We start from the raw sequence: 22,584 nt of genomic DNA, 5'->3' as shown, positions 1-22,584 counted from the left end.
AGCAGATACATTGAAAAAGGAATGAAACATAAGATTTTATAATTTTTTATAGATTTTTATAAGTTTTCAGTAACGGAGCGTTTTTAATACCATATTTCTTTGCTATATTTACAGCAGGTATTCCACTTCTTATTTTAGAATATGGAATGGGACATAAATTTAAAGGTTCTACACCACTTGCAATTGCAAAAGCAAATAAAAAGTGGGAATGGCTTGGATGGTGGCCAACAATAAGTGCATTTATAATTCTTTGTTATTATTCAGTAATATTAAGCTGGGCAGCAAATTATTTAAAGATGAGTTTTAATAAAGGTTGGGGAGCTGATTCTAATGGATTTTTCCATGAATCATTTTTAAAACTTTCATCATCACCATTTGAAATTGGTGGAATGGTTTGGCCAATATTATTAGGAATGGCATTTGTTTGGACAGTTAACTGGTTTATTTGTTATAAGGGTATTAAAGGTGGTATAGAAAAAGCAAATAAATTATTATTACCAACACTTATTTTAATAATGATTATAATTGCAATAAGGTCAGTTACATTAGAAGGTGCTTCAATTGGATTAAACACATTATTTACACCAGATTGGTCTGTAGTAATGACTCCAAAAGTATGGGTTGCAGCTTATGGACAAGTATTCTTTTCACTAAGTTTAGCAATGGGAATAATGATGACTTATTCAAGTTATCTTCCAGAGAAAACTGATATAAATAACAGCGCATTTATGACTGCATTTGCAAACTGTGGATTTGAATTCTTATCTGCAATTGCTGTATTTGGAATATTAGGATATATGGCAAATGCTCAAAACTTACCAATGTCAGAGGTTGTATCAAGTGGAGTTGGGCTAGCATTTGTAGTTTTCCCAGCAGTATTTACTCAAATGGGAAGCATAGGTACATTCTTAGGATTACTATTCTTTTTATGTTTACTTTTTGCTGGAATGACATCTTCAGTATCTTTAATAGAAGCTGTATCAGCACCATTTATAGATAAGTTTGGATGGAGTAGAAAGAAAGTCGTAAATAAAATTGCATTTATAGGTTTTATCTTAAGTTCAGTATTTGCAACAGGAGCAGGTCTTTATTTATTAGATATTATAGATAACTTTATTAATAACTACGGTATAGTTGTAGTTGGAATGCTTGAAGTTATTTTAGTTGGATGGATAATTAAAACTAATACAATACGTGAACATGTAAATGAAATTTCTTATTTTAATATAGGAACATGGTGGGATTTAACTATAAAGTATTTAACACCAGCATTATTAATTTATATGTCAGTACAAAGTTTTATTACAGAAATAAAATCGCCTTATGGAGGATATGAAATGAATGCATTATTTGCATATGGATGGTCAGTTGTAGCTGGAGGTATTATTGTTTCACTTATAATAACAAGTAGACCTTGGAAAAATAAAAGTATGAATTCATCATACGAAGAAAATTCTGGTTTAAGTGTAGCTGAAGGGGAAGTATAAAGATATTTTTAAATATGAAAGGGGATGAATAATATGACAGGAATAGCTTTAACATTTTTTGGAGTAGGTGCTACAGTTTTATGGGGAGGTTTACTTTTAACATTAGGAATTACATTATACAATGAGAAAAAAGAAGGAAATGTATAATAGAATTTTTATATAATAAATAGCAGGATGCACAATATAAGGCTAACAAATATGATTGAATACATGTTGATTTTTATAAAAATTACATGAAAGTTTAATTATATTAGATACGGTGGCCTATATTGTGCATTTTTATTGTTGTGAAATGATATAATATGATAAAATAGTTATTTAATAAGAGGAGGCGTTTTAATTGAGCGTAGAAGGCCAAGTTATTACAAAACAAAAGGATAATATAAAAATAAAAAAGCCTAAAAGCTATAAAGTTGTAATGTTTAATGACGATTATACAACAATGGAATTTGTTATAAAAGTATTAGTTAATATATTTAATAAAAGTGTACTTGAGGCAGAGAAAATAATGCTTGATGTACATGAAAGGGGTAAAGGAGTTGCAGGAATATATAGTTATGACATTGCTATAACTAAAATTACAACTGCAATGAATATGGCAAGACAGGAAGGGTATCCATTTAAGCTTGCTGCAGAGGAGGTTTAAACATGAAAATAACTAATGATGTTAATGATATTATAGTAAGAGCTTATAAAGAGGCTAAGGACAGGCATAGCGAATACATAACACCAGAGCATTTGTTATATGCTGCTACTTTTGATGAAAATGTAAAAGCTGCAATAGATGAATGTGGAGGAAACATTGAAAATTTAAGATATAATTTAGCAACATATATAAAAACTTATGTTGGAACAACTACGGGAGAGCCACAGGAAAGTATTTCATTTCAAAGAGTAATATTAACTGCAGACGAACAAGTTAGATATAGTGGGAAAGATGTAATTGATGTGGATCATATTCTTGCAGCAATTTATACTTTAGAAGATAGTTATGCTCTTTATTATCTTCTACAGGAGGGTGTAGAAAGAAGGGATCTTCTTTATTACTTGTGTCATATCAGTGAAAATGATGATGAACAGATAGAAAAAGAAGAAAAGCTTGAAGAAATTATTGATGATACAAGTGTTGAAGATGAAAAGGAAGAAACTGAAAAAGTTAAAAAGAGAAAAGAAGATACATTCTTAAATAAATTTGCTGTTGATTTAATACAAAAGGTACAAGAGAATAGTGATCCGCTTATAGGAAGACAGGATATACTAGATAGAAGTATTCAAATATTATGTAGAAGAACAAAAAATAATCCTGTTCATGTAGGTGAATCTGGTGTAGGTAAAACTGCAATTACTTTAGGACTTGCAAAGCTTATTAATGATGGGAAAGTACCTGAAAAATTAAAGGGAAGTTCTTTATATTCTTTAGATATTGGTTCTGTAATTGCAGGAACTAAATATAGAGGTGACTTTGAAGAAAGAATTAAAAAGATTTTAGATTTAATAAGCAAAAAAGATAAGCCAATCGTATATATTGATGAAATTCACAACATCGTAGGAGCTGGAGCTTTAAATGGTGGAGCTTTAGATGCATCAAATTTATTAAAACCATATCTTACAGATGGGTCAATTAAATTTATAGGGGCTACAACATATGAAGAATATAAGAAATTCTTTGAAAAAGATAAGGCACTTGTAAGAAGGTTTCAGACAATAGATGTTAAGGAGCCATCTATAGACGAAGCAGTTGAAATACTTAAAGGATTGAAAAACAGCTATGAGGAATATCATAATGTAAGCTTTACTGATGCAGCTTTAAAGGAAGCAGTAGTATTAAGTGACAAATATATTAATGATAAATATCTTCCTGATAAGGCTATTGATATTATAGATGAAGCAGGAGCTTATGCTAGAATAAAGAATTCTGAAAATACAGATAAAGTAGTTGTAGATGAGAAAACTATAGAAGAAATAGTTTCAAAAGTATGCAATATACCTGCTCAAACAGTTGAAACTAATGAAGTGAATGCTCTTAAATATATTGAGCAGGAGCTTAAAGAAAATATATTCCATCAAGATAAGGCTATTGAAGAAGTAGTAAGATGTATTAAGATGTCAAGAGCAGGTCTTAATGATGATAATAAACCTGTTGCATCAATGCTTTTTGTAGGACCTACAGGTGTTGGTAAGACAGAAATTGCAAGAACTTTAGCTAAGAAGCTTGGAATTGAACTTATTAGATTTGATATGAGTGAATATGCAGAGAAACATTCAGCAGCTAAGCTTATAGGATCACCTCCAGGATATGTAGGTTATGAAGAGGGTGGACTTTTAACTGATGCAATAAGAAAAACACCTCATTGTGTACTTCTTCTTGATGAAGTTGAAAAAGCTCATGAAGATATAATGGCAGTTCTATTGCAGGTAATGGATTATGCTACTTTAACTGATAATAAGGGAAGAAAAGCAGATTTCAAGAATGTAATAATAATAATGACTTCAAATGCTGGAGCTAAAAATATAGGTAAGAGACTTATTGGTTTTGGTGATAGAAAGATTCAGGGGGAAGCTATTATGGAAGAAGTGAAGAAGTTCTTCACGCCTGAATTTAGAAATAGACTAGATAAAGTTGTTGTATTCAACAGTATGAATCCAGAAATGGCTAAACAAGTTGCAAATAAACAACTTAATGACTTTAAGAAGAAACTTGAAGAAAAAAATGTGTATGTTTCATTTAATGATGAATGTGTTGCTTATGTGGCTGAAAAAGGAACGTCAGAGGAATTTGGCGCAAGAGAAATTTCTAGAGTTATAAGCTCAAAAATTAAGCCTCTATTTGTTGATGAAATTCTATTTGGGGGGCTTTCTCAAGGTGGAAAGTGTACTATTGAATTAGAAAATGATGAATTTAAACTAAATATTATTCCACAATAATTAATTATTTTTTGCTATTGATTTATATGAATAATATGTTAATATTTTTCAAATACTATAGATGTTAAAGTGAAGGCTTTTATTTTATAGAGGAGGTGAACTGTTGCGGGAGTTTTAATTCCCTGGCAATAGAGCATTACAATGGAAGATAAAAAGATAACATGTAAAGATTGCGGAGAAGAATTTATTTTTACAGTTGGAGAACAAGAATTTTATAAAGAAAAAGGATTTGAAAATGATCCTGTAAGATGCCAAAGCTGTAGAAGAGCCAAAAAACAACAGTACAATAAATAGATAGATATTTATTTTATAAAAGAGAAGCTTAATGCTTCTCTTTTTAAGGTATAGGAAAGTATAAAAAATTTAAAATTGAAACCTATAATTAATGTGAATTAGTATTTGAAGTAGATTTACTACTATTCCAGCTATGACGTAATGAGTAAATAATAATTGGAATTAATATAGTCACTATAAAACTTATTGATAATATTAGTAAATACTCTGAAACACTGTTGCCAGTTAATTGTGATGGTGGGAAGAATGAAATTATTAAAGCACCTATTGAAGTTAAAATACCCAATAATGCTACTATAAATTTGAATACTTGACCACCTGGTACATTATAAGCACGTTTTAAATCTTTATGTTTAAATAGCAAGTTAAAGTATGCTAAGAAAAATAATAAATATCCAACTAAGTAGATAACAACTGTTAATGATACAGCAGTTAAGAATGAAACATTGTTTCCACCACCACCAAATGTCAATACTGCAGCCCATATTGTAACTATTACACCTTGAACTAATACTAGTGGAATTGGTACATTGTGATTATTTGTTTCAGCTAATTTTTTAGGTAATATACCTTTCTTTGCTGCTACATACATACCTTCTGAAGGTCCTACAACCCATGCACTAACTTCAGCCATAACACCAACTGCTAATAATAAAGCTATTATTTTTGTTATCCAATCATATCTAGAACCAAAATTTATTAATACTAATTGATGGAATGTTTGAACAACACCTGCACTTAAACTTAATTGATTTTCTGGAACAACAGATGCTACAGTTAAACCACCAACTGTGTTAAGAACAATTGCTAATGCAACTAAAATAAACATTGCTAATGGATAATTTCTTTTGGGATTTTGTAGTTTATTTACGTGAGAAGCTGATGCTTCAACTCCCATATATGCTAATATAAATGATACAAAGATAACTAAAGTATCAACTTTAGAAAAGTCCGGAATAAGTGCTTTAGCACTAATAGCAACATGTATTGGGTTTCCTTTTACTACATATATAATAGCTAATAGAAATAATATAACCGCTGGTAATAAAACTCCAAAAACAAATCCTGCCTTAGCTATTTTTGCTGTATTCCTTGTTCCTCCAAATTGTGAGAAGGTTAAGAACCAGAATATAATCATAACACCAATAAATTTAATTAATGGATTGCTGTTTAATGCTGGCCAATTTAATAAATAAGATAAAGCTCCTAATATGAAATAAATCATAGTAACGAAGCCAACTGTTATTTGAAACCATTGGAAAAAGATTGCAGCAAATCCCCATCTTTCACCTAGAGTATTACCTACCCAAGCAAAGATACCTCCTTCTTCCCATCCATCAACTGTTGCCATTTCAGCTGCACATAATGCGACAGGTAAGAACCATAGTAAACCACCAATGATTAAAAAGAATACTAAATGAAATCCTGATGATGCAAATGTGGGATATTCATATACAGTCATAACCATTGATGCTGTCATTGCAAAAAATCCAAATAAAGTGAGTTTCTTAGTGTCTACGCCTGAATTATTTGTCATAAACACCGCCTCCTTAGTTATTAATTTTCTATGTATATTACAGAAACTCTCTACATCTCTAAAGAGAATTTCTGTAATATATTAATATATTTAGTATATTAGTTTGTTATATTAGTGAGTAAATCCTTGTACACCAGTTTTAGATTTTTTATTCAAAACTCTTGCATTATTTAACTCTTCTATAGCAGCAGTTAAATCTCTTATGAATAATTCAGCTAAGTTGTGGTTGAAATCTGCACGACAAACAATTCTTTGAATTATTGTATCTTGTAAGTTTTTAGGTAATGGATAAGCAGGTACTTGCCATCCTTTCATTAATAATCTATCTGCTAAATCATACAATGTCCATTGTACATTAGCATCTTCTTTTAACTTATAACAAACTATTGGTAAGTTTTCACCATTGTTATAGATTTCAAATAATCCTGTTTTTTCAAGTGAATCTGCTAAATACATAGCAACATCTTTGGTTCTTTGATGTATTTGTCTGAATCCTTCAAATCCATATCTTAAGAAATTATAGTATTGTCCGATTATTTGGCTAGCTGATCTTGAGAAGTTAATTGCCATTGTTGGTATTGTTCCTCCTAAGTAGCTTACATCAAATACTAATTCTTTTGGTAAGTATTCAGAATCTCTCCATAATACCCAACCTATACCTGGATAAACTAAACCATATTTATGTCCTGAAGCACTTATTGATACAACATTTTTTAATCTAAAATCCCATTTTAAATCTGGCTCTATAAATGGTGCGAACAAACCACCTGAAGCAGCGTCAACATGAATTGGAACTGATATTTTTGCTGTCTTATTATATTCTTCTAATTTTTCATCTAAAGCTTTGATATTATCATATTTTCCTGTATATGTAATACCTAATATTCCAACTACACCAATTGTATATTCATCAACATAGTCTAAAACTTTATCCACATTTATACTTAAATGTTCTTCATCTAAAGGCACTAATCTCATTTCTATATCCCAGTAAACACAGAATTTTTCCCAACAAACTTGGTATGCTGAAGAAATTACTAAGTTTGGTTTTTTTGAAGTTACATCCATACCTAAAGCTTTAGCTCTATTTCTCCATCTAAATTTCATAGCCATACCACCAAGCATGCATGCTTCTGATGATCCAACTGTTGATGTTCCCATGAATTTTTCATTTTTTGGAGCATTCCATAAATCAGCTAATATATTTACACATCTATTTTCTAAGTCAGTTGTCTGAGGATATTCTGATTTATCAATAGCATTTTTTTCTAAAGTTTCTGACATTAATTTTACGGCTTCATCATCCATATAAGTTTGACAAAAAGTACATAAGTTTTGACGTGCATTACCTTCATCAAGTAATTCATCTTTGATTAATCTATATGCAACTTGAGGTGGAATAGATTTTTTTGATAATTTGTATTTTGGGATTGATTCATTACTTTCTACAGTCCCAAATATAGGGGTTACAAATTCGTTACCTAAATTATTTTTTCCAAAAAGCATTTTAAAAGCCTCCCAATATTTTTAAAATTTGCTTTAAAGCTCTTTATGTCGCCGGCTTGTCTTTATGATAATAAAAAAAGAGCAAAAAAAAAAAAATCATAAAAGTCTAATTTTTCTGAAAATATTAAATAATACAGTGTTAATTGTGATTATCACATAATTCTGCAAAAAAAACTTTCTCTAGCTTTAAAATATAAAATCTAGTCTATTTTATTAAATAATTTTATAAAAAATTAGATAAAAAATAAAAAAACAATAATTAAAAAGCTATATAATTATTATTTTTTTTTATGTTTTTTTAGGAGTAATATCAAGCTATTCAAAAGACTTGGTTCTTGAAAGGGCATCAAAAGAAAATATTACTCTTGAATTCTTAAAGACAACATTTTTACACTATAAAACTGGAAAAATAGTGATTATTACTCAAATAATAGATAGACTATGTTTAAAGATGTAGAAACTTTATTACAACGTATATAATTTAAAAATACTATTGAATTATTTGTAGAATTAGGTTTATAATAATAAATAAAGATTTTTAGTAGCATAATTTTAATAAATTAATCATAAATTTTGATATTATACTAAAACATAAAAAATAATATATTATTAAAAATAGTGATAAGGAAGAGTATGTATTATTATGCTTTTTAGAGAGCTGAAGTCAGGTGCAATTCAGTAAGCATATTTTACAGAAGCAGCCTTTGAATTTCATACTGAGAACTAAGATACAAATATATCTTAATTAGGTTATGACGTATGCCTCACGTTATAGAGGACAGAATATAAGTTTATATTCTTACTGAGTGAACAATTTTGATTGTTTATTAGGGTGGTACCGCGAAGTAGTTCCTTCGTCCCTTTTGTGGGATGGTGGAGTTTTTTTTATTCAAAAATTAATTGCTAACTTAGTTTTGAATAATTAAATAGTTATAAGAGGAGGTATTTATATATGGAAGAAATACTTGAGATTTTAGAAAAAAACAGTAGGTATACTGATGAACAAATAGCAGTTATGACAGGGAAAACAGTAGAAGAAGTGCGTGAGGCAATTACAGATTATGAAGAAAAAAGCATAATAGCTGGTTATACAACACTTATTAACTGGGAAAATACAGGTAGTGAAACTGTTACTGCATTAATTGAAGTAAAAATTACACCACAAAGAGGTGAAGGTTTTGATAAAGTAGCTGAGAGAATTTATAAATTTTCTCAAGTAAAAGCATGTTATTTAATGTCAGGGGGATTTGACCTTACAGTAATAGTTGAAGGAAAGACTATGAAAGAAGTAGCAATGTTTGTTTCAGAAAAGCTTGCAATTCAAGAGTATGTATTAAGTACAGCAACTCATTTTGTATTAAAGAAGTACAAGGACCATGGAACAATATTTAAAGAAAAGAAAGTAGACGATAGGGAGGCTATATTTATATGATGATAGAAAATATGATAAAGGACAATGTTAAAGGCATGCCTCCATCAGGAATAAGAAAATATTTTGATATGATAAATGAAATGGAGGATGTTATTTCACTTGGAGTTGGAGAACCTGATTTTCTTACACCATGGAATATAACAGAAGCTGGTATTTATTCATTAGAAAAAGGCCATACACATTATTCATCAAATGCTGGATTTGTTGAATTAAGAAATGAAATAGCAAAGTATTTATATAGAAGATTTGATTTGAGTTATAATCCATTAGATGAGATATTAGTAACTGTAGGTGGAAGTGAAGGTATAGATGTAGCTCTTAGAACTTTAGTTGGCCCAGGAGATGAAGTTATAATTCCAGAACCAAGCTTTGTTGCATATAAAGGGTGTACAGCATTTACAGGGGCAACTGCAAAAGTGATAAATCTTAAGGCAGAAAACAACTTTAAGCTTACACCGCAGGAATTAGAAGAAGCAATTACACCAAAAACTAAGGTTGTAATAATTCCATTCCCTAATAATCCAACTGGTGCAATTATGAAAAGAGAAGATCTTGAGGCAATAGTTGAAGTTCTAAAGAATAAAGATGTAATAGTAATATCTGATGAAATATATGCAGAACTATGTTACCATGAAAAACATGTTTCTATTGCATCATTTCCAGAAATGAAGGAAAAAACTTTGGTTATAAATGGATTTTCAAAAGCTTATGCTATGACTGGATGGAGATTAGGTTATGTTTGTGGACATTCTGCATTAATAAGTCAGATGAAAAAAATCCATCAATATGCAATAATGTGTGCACCTACAACTGCTCAATATGCAGCTATTGAAGCATTAAAAAATGGTGATTTAAGTATTGAAGAAATGGCTAAAGAGTATAATAGAAGAAGAAGAGTACTAGTTGATGGATTTAGAAAAATGGGATTAGATTGTTTTGAACCATTAGGAGCATTCTATGTATTCCCATGTATAAAATCAACAGGAATTTCGTCAGAAGAATTTTGTGAACAGCTTCTTATAAGTGAAAAAGTATTAACTGTACCAGGAAATGCTTTTGGAGAATGCGGAGAAGGGTTCATAAGAGCATGTTATGCATCATCTATGGAAAATATAATTGAGGCATTAAAGAGAATCGAGAGGTTTGTAAAATCATTACAGGCAAAAAATATATAGCTATAATTTTATAAATGTTTGTTATTATACGGATGAAAGAATGCAGATGTAATTTATGTTATATCTGCATTTTTTATTATGCTAGTATAAATAAAAATGAATTTTTGTTGGAAAAAGTCATACGAGCGAATATTATAATAATGTTTAAATTAAAAAAGTTAATGGTAATTTTAAAATAAAATATAAAAAAGTATAAAAAAGTAATAATAAACATATTTTTGTATAAAAATAGTATTAATAACAGTGTTTTAACTAAATATGATATACAATATCATAAATAATATATTTGAATTGCTGTTTTTTAATTAAATAAGGTACTAAAAATATTGACAATATATTGACAATATATTATTATGGATATGGTAGCGGTACCATAATTGTAATTTTAAAGAAAAAATATTTGAGATTAATCGAATATTTAAAGTTGAGGTGCTTTTATGTCGATTACCATAAAGGATATTGCTAAAAAGGCGAATGTTTCTCCATCAACTGTATCGAGAGTACTTAATGATTCTGGATATGTAAAAGAAGAAACACGCTTGAAGATTAATGAAGCAATAAAGGAAATGAATTATACGCCTAGTGCAATAGCAAGAAGTTTATCAAGACGAGAAACAAATACGATTGGAGTAATTGTGCCAGATATAACTAATGGGTATTTTAGTGAAATTATTCAAGGAATAAGTCGTATTGCTGAAGCAAATGATTTAAATATTATTTTTTTTAATACAGATAATAGTCTAGAAAAAGAAATAAAAGCATTAAAAATTTTAAAAGAGCAAAGAATACAAGGAATTATAATGACTCCAGGATTTGGAGCAGAAAAAGTAAATGAAATTTATAAAACAACTATTGAAAGTTTGAACTGTCCAATAATATTAGTTGCAGCTGATATTAAAGGAATATATTTAAATGGTGTTTTTGTTGATAACATAAGTGGTGCTTTTGAAACTACTAATTTGCTTATAAAAGAAGGGCATAAGAAAATTGGAATTATGCTTGGATTTGTAGGCTCTGAGCCAATGAGTGAGAGGCTTACAGGATATAAAAAATCATTAAAATTAAATAATATTAAATTTGATGAAAAGTATGTATATTATAGTGATTTTACTATGGAAACATCCTATGATATAGCAAAGAAAATAATGAAAAATGTGGACAAGCCTACTGCATTAATTGTGTTTACAAATAGAATGACAATGGGTGTTATTAAAGCAATAGAAGAGTTAGATCTAAAAGTTCCCAAGGATATTTCGTTAATTGGGTATGATAAAAACGAACTGCTTGATATCTTTGGATTAAATCTTACATATATAGATGAATGTCCTGAAGAATTAGGTGTAAAATCTATGAAAATTTTATGCGATATTATAAATAACAAGTCGTATGATGAAGTTAGAAGAGTAACCATTGTACCTCAAATAAAGGTAAGAGGATCAGAAAAGAGAATAATGATTGATTAATATATAGAAATTAAATTTGTGTTTAAATCTTGAATTAATATTCAATGATTTTTAAATATTACTAAATACTATACTTTTAGGAGGAATAATAATGAAAAAGAAATTTTTATCATTAGTAGCAGTTTCAGTTTTAACTATGGGGCTTTTTGCAGGATGTGGAAGTTCATCATCTGATGCTGGAAAGGACAAGCTTAAGGTTGGTATGGTTACTGATTCAGGAACTATAGATGATAAGTCATTTAACCAAGGTACATGGGAAGGACTTCAAAAAGCTAAAGAAGATTTAGGTATTGCAGAGCCTAAGTACTTAAAGCCAGCAGGAGAAACAAAAGCAGATTACATGAAGGAAATTGGTAATCTATATGATGCAGGATATAGATTAATAGCAACTCCTGGTCTTAAATTTGAAACAGCAATTTATGAAGCACAAGACAAATATCAAGATGCTAAATTTGTTATTATAGATGGTACACCAAATGATGGTGCAGAAAAACCAGATGTTAAAATTGGAGAAAATACAGTAGCAATCAATTTCGCTGAACATCAAGCTGGATTTATGGCAGGTGTTGCAACAGCTGTTCAATTAAAAGAAGGAGATGCAGGATTTATTGGTGGAATGAAACTTCCAGCAGTTCAAAAATTCAACTGGGGATTCCAACAAGGTATAGCATATGCTAATGAAAACTTAGGAACTAATATGACTGTAAAAGACGAAAATGTTGTATATCAAGGAACATTTGATGATGTAGCAGCAGGTACTCAACTTGCAAATGCAATGTATGATAGAGGAGTTAAAGTTGTATTCTGCGCTGCTGGTGGAGTAGGAAATGGTGTTATAACAGCAGCTAAGAATAAAGTAGCAGCAGGTCAAGATGTATGGATGGTAGGTGTTGATAGAGACCAATTTGATGATGGTATTTATGCAGATGGAAAATCAGTAATTCTTACATCAGCTATAAAGAAGGTTGATTCAGCTAGTTACAACATGGTTAAAGATGTTAAGGATGGAAGCTTCCCAGGTGGAGAATCGCTAGTATTTGATATAACTAAGGACGCAGTTGGTCTTCCAGAAGTTAATCCAAACTTAAGTGACGATACAATGAAAGTTGTAAATGACGTCTATGCAAAACTTAAAGATGGATCAATTACAGTTGCAGACAACAATGATGATGGAAAATTAATCAAATAATATATTTGGAAAGAACAATTAATTATTAACAATGATTTGGTTAAGTCATCAGAATAGTAATTTTATTCTGATGATGGAACCATCATTGTTAATTTCATAATTGGGATTAAATATTGGAAAAATATATAAATCATTTAAATTGACAATTGACAATGGGCAATAGTTTTAATATGACTAGGGATGTATTGTTTATTGTCAATTGACAATTAGACATTGTTAATTTATTAAAAGGAGGACATTGTTGTGGAATATGTAGTTGAGATGCTAAATATCCGTAAAGAATTTCCTGGGATAGTAGCGAATGATAATATAACTCTAAGACTTAAAAAAGGTGAAGTTCATGCATTACTTGGAGAAAATGGTGCTGGTAAGTCAACTTTAATGTCTGTTCTTTTTGGAATGTATCAGCCAGAAAGAGGGATTATAAAAGTAAGAGGAAAAGAAGTGAAGATTTCAAATCCTAATATAGCAAATGACTTAGGAATTGGAATGGTGCATCAACATTTCAAATTAGTTCATAATTTTTCTGTAACTGAAAATATAATTTTAGGATGTGAACCTAAAAAAGGATTAACTGTTGATGTAAAGAGTGCAGCAAAAAAGGTAGCAGAATTATCTGAAAAGTATGGTCTTAATGTTGATCCATATGCAAAGATTGAAGATATAACAGTTGGTATGCAACAGAGAGTGGAAATACTAAAGATGCTTTACAGAGATGCAGAAGTGTTAATACTTGATGAACCAACAGCTGTACTTACTCCGCAAGAGATAGACGAGCTAATAAAGATAATGAAAAATCTAATTAAAGAAGGAAAATCTATCATAATTATAACTCATAAACTTAAGGAAATAAAAGCTGTTGCTGATAGATGTACTGTTATAAGACGTGGAACATATATAGGTACAGTTGATGTAAAGGAAACATCTGAAGCTAAAATGGCTGAAATGATGGTTGGAAGACCTGTAAGCTTTAAGGTTGATAAAGAGCCAAGAAAACCAGGCGAAACAGTACTTAAAGTAGAAGATTTATGTGTGATGAATAATAAAAAAGTTCTTGGACTTAAGAATTTTTCTTTAGAAGTTAAAAGAGGAGAAATTCTTGGAATAGCAGGGGTAGAAGGTAATGGGCAAACTGAACTTGTAGAAGCTATTACTGGTATGAGACATGTAAAGTCAGGAAAGATTTATTTTAAGGATAAAGATATAACTAATATTTCAATCCGTAAGAGAATAAATTCAGGTATGGGACATATTCCTGAAGATCGTCAAAAAAGAGGATTAGTTCTAGATTATACTCTTGAAAATAACATGGTTTTACAAACATATAATAGAGAGCCATTCTCTAAGTATGGATTATTAAATAAGGAAGCAATACATGATTATGCAGAAAATATAATAGAGCAATATGACGTAAGATCAGGTCAGGGAGGAATGTCTATTGCAAGAACAATGTCTGGTGGTAATCAGCAAAAGGCTATTATAGGGCGTGAAATAGGACTAAATCCAGATTTATTAATTGCAGTACAGCCAACTAGAGGCCTTGATGTGGGTTCAATAGAGTATATACATAAGAGATTAGTTGCAGAGAGAGATAAAGATAAAGCTATACTTCTTGTATCATTAGAATTAAGTGAAGTTATTAACTTATCAGACAGAATTGCAATTGTTAATGGTGGAGAGCTAATAGGTATAGTAAATGCAGAAGATACAAATGAAAATGAAATAGGATTAATGATGGCCGGAGTTCAAAAAGGAGGAACAAAGCATGACTAAAAAGGATACGATTAATTCATTGCTTGCAGTTGCATTAGGTCTTATTGCAGGAGCAATATTAATGCTTTTTATTGGAGATAGTCCAGTAGATGGATATACATATCTTTTTAAAGGCGGACTAATGAATATACAGAGAATAGGAGATACTCTGGCTACAGCAGCACCTTTAATACTTACAGGGTTATCTGTAGGATTTGCATTTAAAACTGGATTATTCAATATAGGTACTCCAGGACAAATGCTTGCTGGTGGATTTACTGCTACAGCTATTGCATTAACATTTAGTGATAGTATGCCTAGATTCCTATTATTAAGCTTAATGATAATAGGAGGAGCACTTGCTGGTGGTATGTGGGCCTTTGTTCCAGGTGCATTAAAAGCAAAATTTAATGTTAACGAAGTAGTTTCATCAATTATGATGAACTGGGTAGCATATTGGATAGTTAATTATGCAGTACCATATTATTTTAAGGGTGCTAGTGAAACAGAATCAAAGAATATTTTATCTATAGCATCTCTTAAAACTGAATGGCTTACAAATACATTTAATGGTTCATATATAAATTTAGGAATAATTTTAGCTATTATAGCTGTAATTGTTATTGGTTTTATATTAAATAAAACTGTTTTAGGATATGAATTAAAAGCAGTTGGATTTAATAGAGATGCAGCAGAATATGCTGGTATGTCTGTTAATAAAAACATAATTTTAGCTATGATGATTGCAGGAGCTTTATCAGGTCTTGCTGGGGTAGTTCAATATGTTGGTAATTCAACTAATATGCAGATTGGTGTAATGCCATCTCAAGGTTTTGATGGTATAGCAGTATCACTTTTAGGTGCAAATAGTCCTATTGGAATATTAGTTTCAGCAATATTCTTTGGTTTACTATATTCAGGTAAAGGGTTCATGAATGTTAATACAAGTATTCCTCCTGAAATAGCTGATTCAATTATTGCAATCATTATTTATTTCGCAGCTATAAGTGCGGCAGTTCCTATGATTGTTAATAAAATTAAAAGAATGAAGGCAAAGAAAGCTGAAGAAACTGTTAACTATTCTAATGAATCTAAATTGCAAGATTGTGCAAATACAGATAAGGAGGAAAAATAATATGTGGGCAACTATACAACAAATCTTTCCATATGCCATTGGATATACAATTCCTTTACTTATCACTGCACTTGGCGCATTATATTGTGAACGAAGCGGTGTTATAAATATAGGGCTTGAAGGTTTTATGATTATAGGTTCCTTTTCAGGAGCAATAACAATTTCTAAATTACAAGAAACTATGCCAAATAGTACATTACCATTATGGATTGGTCTTTTAGTAGCCGTAATAGTTGGAATGTTATTTTCACTTTTACATGCATTTGCAAGTATTAATTTAAATGCTGACCAGACAATAAGTGGTACAGCAATTAATATGATAGCAGCAGCACTTACAGTATTCTTAGCGAGAACTATGGCAGGAAGTGGACGTATAAGAATAAAAAGCGGATTTCAGCCAAAGGACATTCCAGTTCTTAGTGATATACCTGTTATAGGAGATTTGTTCTTTAAGGGGACTTATGCTACTACATGGCTTGTACTAGTAATATTAGTACTTACAGTATTCTTAATGTATAAAACTAGATTTGGTTTAAGACTTAGAGCATGTGGTGAACATCCTCAAGCAGCAGATGCAGCAGGTATCAATGTTCAACGTATGAGATATATAGGTGTTTTAGTATCAGGAGGTTTATCTTCACTTGGTGGAGCAATAATACTTGTAACATATTCAGGTGAATTTAATGGTAGTGCAGCTGGTATTGGTTTCTTAGCATTAGCAGCATTAATATTTGGCCAATGGAAACCACTTGGAATACTTGCAGCAACAATGTTCTTTGGTACAGCTACAACTATAGCAAATGTATCACAAGTAATACCTGCACTTGGATCAGTTCCACTTGTAATATTAAAGGTGTTCCCATATATAGCGACATTAGTTGTTTTAATAATATTTTCAAAATCTTCTCAGGCTCCAAAAGCAGCTGGAGAACCATTTGACCCAGGTAAGAGATAATAGGTTTATTTAATACTATATTAGTAATCAATATTTTAGATTTTATGATTAAAACACAATTGTTTTATGAAGATAAAAAAATCAGGTTTATAGCTGATTTTAATAAATAAAGATTAAGTTTAATAGTAAAGTGAATAAGCTAATAAGTATTTATTTTTAGATAAATATGTACAAGCTGTTTACTGTATTATTAACAATAAAATTTGGAGGTATAAAGATGAGTATTCATATTAATGCAAAACCAGGAGATATAGCAGAAAGCGTATTATTACCAGGAGATCCACTAAGAGCTAAGTTTATAGCAGATACTTTCTTAGAAGATGTAGTATGTTACAATGAAGTTAGAGGAATGTATGGATTTACAGGTATTTATAAAGGAAAGAGAATTTCAGTTCAAGGTACAGGAATGGGAATACCATCAATGTCTATATATGCAACTGAACTTATAAAAGATTATGGTGTTAAGAATCTTATAAGAGTAGGTACTTGTGGTGGATATCATGAGGATGTTAAAGTAAGAGATTTAATTATAGCCATGTCAGCTTCAACTGATTCTAACTTAAACTTAACAAGATTCCAAGGAAGAACTTATGCGCCAACTGCTAACTTTGGATTATTAAAGAAAGCATATGATGTTGCAATAGAAAAAGGCTTAGATCCAAAGGTTGGACCAATATATAGTTCAGATGTATTCTATGGTGATGACAATGAAGATTGGAAGAAATGGGCTGCATATGGATGCTTAGGAGTAGAAATGGAAGCAGCAGGTCTTTATACTGTAGCAGCTAAATATCATGTAAATGCTTTAGCAATAATGACTGTAAGTGATCATTTTGTAACTGGTGAAGTTACAACAGCAGAAGAAAGACAAACAACATTTACTAATATGATGGAAGTTGCTTTAGATACAATAGTAGGAATGTAATTTGACTTAAATTAAGGTTTTAATAATAAAATTTATAATTTTCGCAATATCCTGCGAAAAGAGTGAAGTTTATTCTTGGCTTTATTAATATCCCTTAAAAACATTATTTTAGGATGAATAATATTATTATAAATTCAAAAACTAAAATGAAGATATTTTGAAGGATGTGAATAATTATGGCAAAAGCAGGAATGAGAAGACCAGATCCAAGTGAACCACATGGAACAGAAAGTAATACTAAACAACATTATAAGAAAAATGATGTAAGAGACATTCCGCAAGAAATTCAAGGCAAGGCTAAAACTGGAAATAAAAAAGCAGGAACTATATTATAGCTTAAAATTATTAAATTTTTCTAAAAAGGATGAAATTAGGGTAGAATTTCATCCTTTCTTCAATTATTATAAATATTGTTAGAAAAAAATGAAAATAGAAAAAGGAGAATTTATTCGATGTACATTATTAATTTTATCAGAGGCTTTTGTATGGCACTAGCTGATAGTGTACCAGGAGTTTCTGGAGGAACTGTTGCGTTTGTTCTTGGATTTTACGATAAATTCATAGGATCCTTAGATGCAGTTGTAGCAGGAAAAAAAGAAGAAAAAATTGAAGGCTTAAAATTCTTAATAAAAATAGGAATTGGCTGGATTGTTGGAATGATATTATCTATGTTATTCATAGGATCTATCTTTGAAAGTCAGATTTATAGAATAAGTTCATTGTTTATTGGATTTATAATTTTTGCAATTCCTATAATAGTAGTTGAAGAAAAAGATTCTATTTATGGAAAATACAAAAATATTATATTTGCATTAATCGGTATAGCTGTAGTTGTAGGTATTACATATTTTAATCCAGCTACAAAAGGTGGAGTAGATGTTTCAATAAATACTTTAACTATAGGTCTTGGAGCTTATGTATTTGTAGCAGGAATGATTGCAATATCAGCAATGGTTCTTCCAGGAATATCAGGTTCTACTTTATTGCTTATATTTGGACTATACTTACCAATAGTAGGAGCAATAAAAGAAGTGTTAACACTTAACTTTACTTATCTTCCAATATTAATTATATTTGGATTAGGGGTACTTGTAGGTATATTTGTTACAATAAGAGGAGTTAAGTTTGTATTAACTAATTTTAGATCTCAAACTATATATACAATATTAGGACTTATGATTGGTTCTTTATATGCAGTTGTAATGGGACCAGCTTCATTAAAAGTACCTCAGCCTCCTATGAGTATACATACTTTTAGTATAGTATTTTTCATTATTGGAGGAGCATTAATTTTAGGATTACAAGCTTTAAAAGGATTTTTTGACAAAAAATAAAAAATATAGAATAATATATGTATACAATTAAGTATACATATATTATTTTTTTATATTATCATGTAAAAAAATGAATAAATACAATATTTTTTCATAAGGGTGTTTAATAGATGAAGGGAATAGTAAAACACGTAAATATTTCAGAATTAAAAACAGGAATGGTCTTAGCCAAAGATATAGAACAAAATGGTACAATAGTTATGAAACAAGGGCTGGAACTTACTGAAATTACTATAGAAAAACTAAAAAGAATTTATGTTATAGGATCAATTGATGTGTATGTAAAGGAAAGCGAAGAAATTTCTAAAAATAGAAAGGATATTGAGTTTAATAAAATAGAGAACGAATTTGTTACAATTTCTAATAAATTAAAAGAAACTTTTGATAAGGTATTTTCTAGTGATGATGATTTTATAAGTGATATACAAGATTTTTCTACAAGGATAAAAGAAAAAATTAAATCTCAAGATTTAGTTATAAAAAATATTGTTCTTCATGGAAGTGGTAGTGATGTTATATATAGGCATGGAGTAAATGTGGCTGCTTTGTGTACATTATTAGGTGTATGGCTTAATATGAGTGAAGAGGAAATTAAGCTATTAGTTTATGCAGCAATGCTTCATGATTGCGGTAAGACTAAAATAGATTCTAAAATATTAGATAAGCCTGGAAGACTTACTGAAAATGAATATAATGAGATTAAAAATAATTCAGCTTTGGGGTATAATATACTTCAGAAGTTGCAGTATCTTGATAAAAATATTAAAAAAATACAAATAAGCTATACAAATTAGTTAAAAATATATATAATAGGTCATGTAAAATTAGATATTATTAATAATTGATTACAGAGTAGGTATTTGTGCGTTAAGTGTTAAAAGGACGGGAAGTTGCCTTTTAAACGAAAAACTTTTATAAAGTTTGCGGTACATCTACTGCATTCCGCTGTTATTTAAAAGAGTAGCTCTCTTTTATCTCAGCAAATTAATAAATGTTAACAACTTTTCTGTTGGATTATAAATCTAATAGTTTAGCTGAAATAATAAATTTTTGATTTTTAATTAAAAATAAAAAGGAGAGAGTGAAAAATGAGAAATTTTTATAATTTAGTTTTATGTTCATCAAAAGAACTTAAAAGCGTAAAGAACTTAGCTATTGCCAGTCTTTTGATTACTATGAAGTTAATACTTGATTTATTTACTATTCAATTAAATCAAGCATTACATTTAAGCTTTGAGTTTTTACCATTTGCATCATTAAGCATGTTATTTGGACCTGTAACAGGGGCTATGTGTGGAGCATTATCAGATATAATAAATTATATAATGAATCCCAAAGGAGCATTTTTTCCAGGCTTCACAATATCAGCAATGGTGAGTGGAATAATATATGGGATAGCATTTTATAAGAAAAAGGTTACTATTGCAAGATGTATAGTTGCAGAAATTGCAATTGTAGTTATAGTAGATTTATTGCTTAATACATTTTGGTTATCATTATTATATGGAAAAGGATTTTTTGTTTTACTTCCTATGAGAGTAGTTAAGAACTTTGCTATGGCACCAATAAATGTTGCAATGATGTATTTTGTTTTAAAATTAGTTGATAAAGTAAAAGATCAATATTGTTAATAAAAAGATAAAACTCCGTTAAAGGGGTTTTATTTTTTTGTGTTTTTAAATAGAATAAGAATTATATAGAAATAATAATACCATTATAGAGGTGGATTTTATGAATAATGAAATTGATAAGAGTGGATGTATTTCATATTTAGATTTAAATGCAGAAATAAAGAGAAAATATATATCAGAAAGAAATTATGAAGAAAGTATGAAAAATAATGTAGAACCATATGTGGCATCATATAGAAAATCTGGTTATATAGATGGTATAAATAATGTTAAATTATATTTTGAAAAGTATATAATTGATAATTCTAAGGGGAATATAGTAATTAGTCATGGGTTTGGAGAGTTTTGTGAAAAGTATACTGAATTAATATATTATTTTTTAAATGAATCATATTCCGTATTTATAATGGAGCATAGAGGAAATGCCAGGTCTTCAAGGTTGGGAAAAGATAAATATCAAATAAGTGTAGAACACTTTGACAATTATATAGAAGATTTGAAGACTTTTATAGATGAAATTGTATTACCTGAAGCTGGTGATAAAAAGTTGTTTATGTTTGCACATTCTATGGGAGGGGGAATAGGAACTGCATTTCTTGAAAAATATCCTGAATATTTTAAAGCAGCTGTATTGAGTTCACCTATGCATAAGATAAATACGGGCAAATATCCCCAAGTAGTAGCAGATGCTGTTTCTACGTTTTTAGTTTTTGTAGGAATGGGAAAAGAGTATCTGCCAGGACAGAAGCCTTATACAGGTAATGGGAAATTTCCATGTAGAACTACACACTCTAAGAATAGATGGGACTATGAAAATAAAATGAAAAAAGAAAACGAAGCATTTCAAACAGGAGGATCATCTGCAAAATGGTACTATGAGGCTATGAAAGCTGATGAAAAAATGCTACTAAAGGAGAATGCAGGGAAGGTTAAAGTGCCTGTAATACTTTTTCAAGCTGAACTTGATACTCATGTAATGCCTGAAGGGCATTTAAAATTTGCTGAAAATGCTATAGACTGTGAAATTTTAATAGTAAAAGGCTCAAAACATGAGAGCTTTTATGAAGAAGATAATATAGCATTTCATGTAATAGATAAGATTTTAGATTTTTATACAAGTATTTAAAATGAATATTTATTAGTGGAAATAGTATATTTATTATAGAATTCTGAGATTCAGAACTGGTAATTGATATTATGTATTGAAAAGATATTGTTTTGTGATAAACAATATCTTTTTACTTACATAATATTATTTTTTTATATGGTATTATAAATTTTTATTAATTGTAAATTATTAATAGTAGAGGTATACTTAATTGTTAGTGTTAAAACAATTAAGTTTTTATTAACAATACTAGAGATGAGCATAATTGATCTTTAAAAAATTGAATATAGATTAGAGAATTAAAAATAGTAAAATTAGGATAGCTATTAATAATATGACCTAAAAAAGGGCAGACTATCCCTATGAGGATAGTAAATGTAAAAAATTAGATTATCAAAGAGTTAGCTTGCACGCTTAAGATTACTCAAAGAACGAAGCATATCGCCCTTATTTGTAAGGATTGCGGCGAGTGCAACAGCTAAGAGACATATATGACCCAAGGTATTTTGATTTTCGATGGATCTCATGTTTCTTACAGAAGGGGTCTCAAGATTTAAATTTTTAAATCTTGAATTATAACGTTCAGACTCAGTTCTCATTGAGTAAAAGAACTTGAAATAATCTGAAGTTTCATCCACACTAGCTCTATAATCAGTGCCGATGGATTTATACTTTACGCATCCTCTATTTTTATGACCATTATTGTATTTAGGATGATTACATGGGCATTTTGAAT

Annotated in this window: 20 protein-coding genes, 1 pseudogene, 1 riboswitch and 1 other annotated feature; of the genes and pseudogenes, 18 read left to right on the top strand and 3 right to left on the bottom strand. The window is 29.7% G+C overall.

Going from position 1 to position 22,584, the window contains the following annotated elements; all coding sequences use genetic code 11:
• Nucleotides 1-47: 47 nt before the first annotated feature.
• From HF850_RS13740 to HF850_RS13720, 5 genes and pseudogenes are all read left to right on the top strand, one after another.
• Nucleotides 48-1,487: pseudogene (locus HF850_RS13740) on the top strand (sodium-dependent transporter); the annotation flags it as partial.
• 33 nt (nucleotides 1,488-1,520) lie between these two features.
• Nucleotides 1,521-1,634, top strand: a complete 114-nt coding sequence (locus HF850_RS13735) for a MetS family NSS transporter small subunit (RefSeq protein ID WP_169106005.1) — start codon at nucleotides 1,521-1,523, stop codon at nucleotides 1,632-1,634.
• Nucleotides 1,635-1,827: 193 nt separating this feature from the next.
• Entirely contained in the window at nucleotides 1,828-2,133 is a 306-nt protein-coding gene (locus tag HF850_RS13730) for an ATP-dependent Clp protease adaptor ClpS (protein ID WP_279285848.1), read from the top strand.
• 2 nt (nucleotides 2,134-2,135) lie between these two features.
• Nucleotides 2,136-4,412, top strand: a complete 2,277-nt coding sequence (gene clpA, locus HF850_RS13725) for an ATP-dependent Clp protease ATP-binding subunit ClpA (protein WP_169106003.1) — start codon at nucleotides 2,136-2,138, stop codon at nucleotides 4,410-4,412.
• Nucleotides 4,413-4,553: 141 nt separating this feature from the next.
• Complete coding sequence (locus tag HF850_RS13720) at nucleotides 4,554-4,706, top strand: zinc-ribbon domain-containing protein (RefSeq protein ID WP_169106002.1); 153 nt, start codon at nucleotides 4,554-4,556, stop codon at nucleotides 4,704-4,706.
• Between the two features lie 88 nt (nucleotides 4,707-4,794).
• On the opposite strand, the gene gadC is transcribed toward HF850_RS13720, so the two are convergent.
• Nucleotides 4,795-6,243 (bottom strand): glutamate:gamma-aminobutyrate antiporter, encoded by a 1,449-nt coding sequence (gadC, locus tag HF850_RS13715; RefSeq protein WP_169106001.1) that lies wholly within the window; start codon nucleotides 6,241-6,243, stop codon nucleotides 4,795-4,797.
• Between the two features lie 111 nt (nucleotides 6,244-6,354).
• The gene (locus HF850_RS13710; RefSeq protein WP_169106000.1) at nucleotides 6,355-7,749 is read right to left on the bottom strand and encodes a glutamate decarboxylase; all 1,395 of its coding nucleotides are present in this window, start codon (nucleotides 7,747-7,749) and stop codon (nucleotides 6,355-6,357) included.
• A 609-nt stretch (nucleotides 7,750-8,358) separates the two neighbouring features.
• Nucleotides 8,359-8,614, top strand: a binding site (T-box leader).
• Between the two features lie 87 nt (nucleotides 8,615-8,701).
• Between HF850_RS13710 and HF850_RS13705 the strand changes: the two genes are divergently transcribed.
• The 13 genes from HF850_RS13705 (at nucleotide 8,702) to HF850_RS13645 (ending at nucleotide 21,866) form a co-directional block, all read left to right on the top strand.
• Nucleotides 8,702-9,181, top strand: coding sequence for an Lrp/AsnC family transcriptional regulator (locus tag HF850_RS13705; protein WP_169105999.1), 480 nt, complete (start codon nucleotides 8,702-8,704; stop codon nucleotides 9,179-9,181).
• Nucleotides 9,178-10,356, top strand: a complete 1,179-nt coding sequence (locus HF850_RS13700; protein ID WP_169105998.1) for an aminotransferase class I/II-fold pyridoxal phosphate-dependent enzyme — start codon at nucleotides 9,178-9,180, stop codon at nucleotides 10,354-10,356. The genes HF850_RS13705 and HF850_RS13700 overlap by 4 nt, the downstream gene beginning before the upstream one ends.
• A 437-nt stretch (nucleotides 10,357-10,793) precedes the next feature.
• Complete coding sequence (locus HF850_RS13695; RefSeq protein ID WP_169105997.1) at nucleotides 10,794-11,819, top strand: LacI family DNA-binding transcriptional regulator; 1,026 nt, start codon at nucleotides 10,794-10,796, stop codon at nucleotides 11,817-11,819.
• 91 nt (nucleotides 11,820-11,910) lie between these two features.
• A complete protein-coding gene (locus HF850_RS13690; RefSeq protein ID WP_169105996.1) occupies nucleotides 11,911-13,008 on the top strand; it encodes a BMP family protein in 1,098 nt (365 codons plus the stop codon).
• Nucleotides 13,009-13,251: 243 nt separating this feature from the next.
• On the top strand, nucleotides 13,252-14,781 hold the full coding sequence (locus HF850_RS13685) for an ABC transporter ATP-binding protein (RefSeq protein ID WP_169105995.1): 1,530 nt from the start codon (nucleotides 13,252-13,254) through the stop codon (nucleotides 14,779-14,781).
• The gene (locus HF850_RS13680) at nucleotides 14,774-15,895 is read left to right on the top strand and encodes an ABC transporter permease (RefSeq protein WP_169105994.1); all 1,122 of its coding nucleotides are present in this window, start codon (nucleotides 14,774-14,776) and stop codon (nucleotides 15,893-15,895) included. The genes HF850_RS13685 and HF850_RS13680 overlap by 8 nt, the downstream gene beginning before the upstream one ends.
• Nucleotide 15,896: 1 nt before the next feature.
• On the top strand, nucleotides 15,897-16,850 hold the full coding sequence (locus HF850_RS13675) for an ABC transporter permease (RefSeq protein WP_169105993.1): 954 nt from the start codon (nucleotides 15,897-15,899) through the stop codon (nucleotides 16,848-16,850).
• 217 nt (nucleotides 16,851-17,067) lie between these two features.
• Nucleotides 17,068-17,775: a purine-nucleoside phosphorylase gene (gene deoD / locus HF850_RS13670; RefSeq protein WP_169105992.1), complete on the top strand. Its 708-nt coding sequence runs from the start codon at nucleotides 17,068-17,070 to the stop codon at nucleotides 17,773-17,775.
• A 176-nt stretch (nucleotides 17,776-17,951) separates the two neighbouring features.
• Complete coding sequence (locus tag HF850_RS13665; RefSeq protein ID WP_169105991.1) at nucleotides 17,952-18,110, top strand: hypothetical protein; 159 nt, start codon at nucleotides 17,952-17,954, stop codon at nucleotides 18,108-18,110.
• A gap of 117 nt (nucleotides 18,111-18,227) precedes the next feature.
• Complete coding sequence (locus HF850_RS13660) at nucleotides 18,228-19,109, top strand: DUF368 domain-containing protein (RefSeq protein WP_169105990.1); 882 nt, start codon at nucleotides 18,228-18,230, stop codon at nucleotides 19,107-19,109.
• Nucleotides 19,110-19,219: 110 nt separating this feature from the next.
• Nucleotides 19,220-19,903: an HD domain-containing protein gene (locus tag HF850_RS13655; protein WP_169105989.1), complete on the top strand. Its 684-nt coding sequence runs from the start codon at nucleotides 19,220-19,222 to the stop codon at nucleotides 19,901-19,903.
• Nucleotides 19,904-19,955: 52 nt separating this feature from the next.
• Nucleotides 19,956-20,059: riboswitch (THF riboswitch) on the top strand.
• Nucleotides 20,060-20,197: 138 nt separating this feature from the next.
• Nucleotides 20,198-20,740 (top strand): folate family ECF transporter S component, encoded by a 543-nt coding sequence (locus HF850_RS13650; protein ID WP_169105988.1) that lies wholly within the window; start codon nucleotides 20,198-20,200, stop codon nucleotides 20,738-20,740.
• A 100-nt stretch (nucleotides 20,741-20,840) separates the two neighbouring features.
• Nucleotides 20,841-21,866 carry an alpha/beta hydrolase gene (locus tag HF850_RS13645; protein WP_169105987.1) on the top strand — a complete coding sequence of 342 codons (1,026 nt, stop codon included), beginning with the start codon at nucleotides 20,841-20,843 and terminating at the stop codon, nucleotides 21,864-21,866.
• A gap of 383 nt (nucleotides 21,867-22,249) precedes the next feature.
• Here HF850_RS13645 and HF850_RS15495 read toward each other — a convergent pair.
• Nucleotides 22,250-22,584 (bottom strand): hypothetical protein (locus HF850_RS15495; protein WP_206151677.1); only part of this gene is annotated, 335 nt, incomplete at its 5' end.

The organism is Clostridium sp. SM-530-WT-3G (genome assembly GCF_012843905.1).
Classification (GTDB): Bacteria; Bacillota; Clostridia; order Clostridiales; family Clostridiaceae; genus Clostridium.
Note: the sequence above shows the minus strand (reverse complement) of the source record. Positions and strands in the feature narration are given on the sequence as shown.

What these genes read in the sequence shown, in the direction of transcription:
- HF850_RS13735 (WP_169106005.1), top strand. Translation starts at nt 1,521, where the DNA reads ATGACAGGAATAGCTTTAACATTTTTTGGAGTAGGTGCTACAGTTTTA.
- clpA (WP_169106003.1), top strand. Translation starts at nt 2,136, where the DNA reads ATGAAAATAACTAATGATGTTAATGATATTATAGTAAGAGCTTATAAA.
- HF850_RS13720 (WP_169106002.1), top strand. Translation starts at nt 4,554, where the DNA reads ATGGAAGATAAAAAGATAACATGTAAAGATTGCGGAGAAGAATTTATT.
- gadC (WP_169106001.1), bottom strand. Translation starts at nt 6,243, where the DNA reads ATGACAAATAATTCAGGCGTAGACACTAAGAAACTCACTTTATTTGGA.
- HF850_RS13710 (WP_169106000.1), bottom strand. Translation starts at nt 7,749, where the DNA reads ATGCTTTTTGGAAAAAATAATTTAGGTAACGAATTTGTAACCCCTATA.
- HF850_RS13705 (WP_169105999.1), top strand. Translation starts at nt 8,702, where the DNA reads ATGGAAGAAATACTTGAGATTTTAGAAAAAAACAGTAGGTATACTGAT.
- HF850_RS13700 (WP_169105998.1), top strand. Translation starts at nt 9,178, where the DNA reads ATGATGATAGAAAATATGATAAAGGACAATGTTAAAGGCATGCCTCCA.
- HF850_RS13695 (WP_169105997.1), top strand. Translation starts at nt 10,794, where the DNA reads ATGTCGATTACCATAAAGGATATTGCTAAAAAGGCGAATGTTTCTCCA.
- HF850_RS13690 (WP_169105996.1), top strand. Translation starts at nt 11,911, where the DNA reads ATGAAAAAGAAATTTTTATCATTAGTAGCAGTTTCAGTTTTAACTATG.
- HF850_RS13680 (WP_169105994.1), top strand. Translation starts at nt 14,774, where the DNA reads ATGACTAAAAAGGATACGATTAATTCATTGCTTGCAGTTGCATTAGGT.
- HF850_RS13675 (WP_169105993.1), top strand. Translation starts at nt 15,897, where the DNA reads ATGTGGGCAACTATACAACAAATCTTTCCATATGCCATTGGATATACA.
- deoD (WP_169105992.1), top strand. Translation starts at nt 17,068, where the DNA reads ATGAGTATTCATATTAATGCAAAACCAGGAGATATAGCAGAAAGCGTA.
- HF850_RS13665 (WP_169105991.1), top strand. Translation starts at nt 17,952, where the DNA reads ATGGCAAAAGCAGGAATGAGAAGACCAGATCCAAGTGAACCACATGGA.
- HF850_RS13660 (WP_169105990.1), top strand. Translation starts at nt 18,228, where the DNA reads ATGTACATTATTAATTTTATCAGAGGCTTTTGTATGGCACTAGCTGAT.
- HF850_RS13655 (WP_169105989.1), top strand. Translation starts at nt 19,220, where the DNA reads ATGAAGGGAATAGTAAAACACGTAAATATTTCAGAATTAAAAACAGGA.
- HF850_RS13650 (WP_169105988.1), top strand. Translation starts at nt 20,198, where the DNA reads ATGAGAAATTTTTATAATTTAGTTTTATGTTCATCAAAAGAACTTAAA.
- HF850_RS13645 (WP_169105987.1), top strand. Translation starts at nt 20,841, where the DNA reads ATGAATAATGAAATTGATAAGAGTGGATGTATTTCATATTTAGATTTA.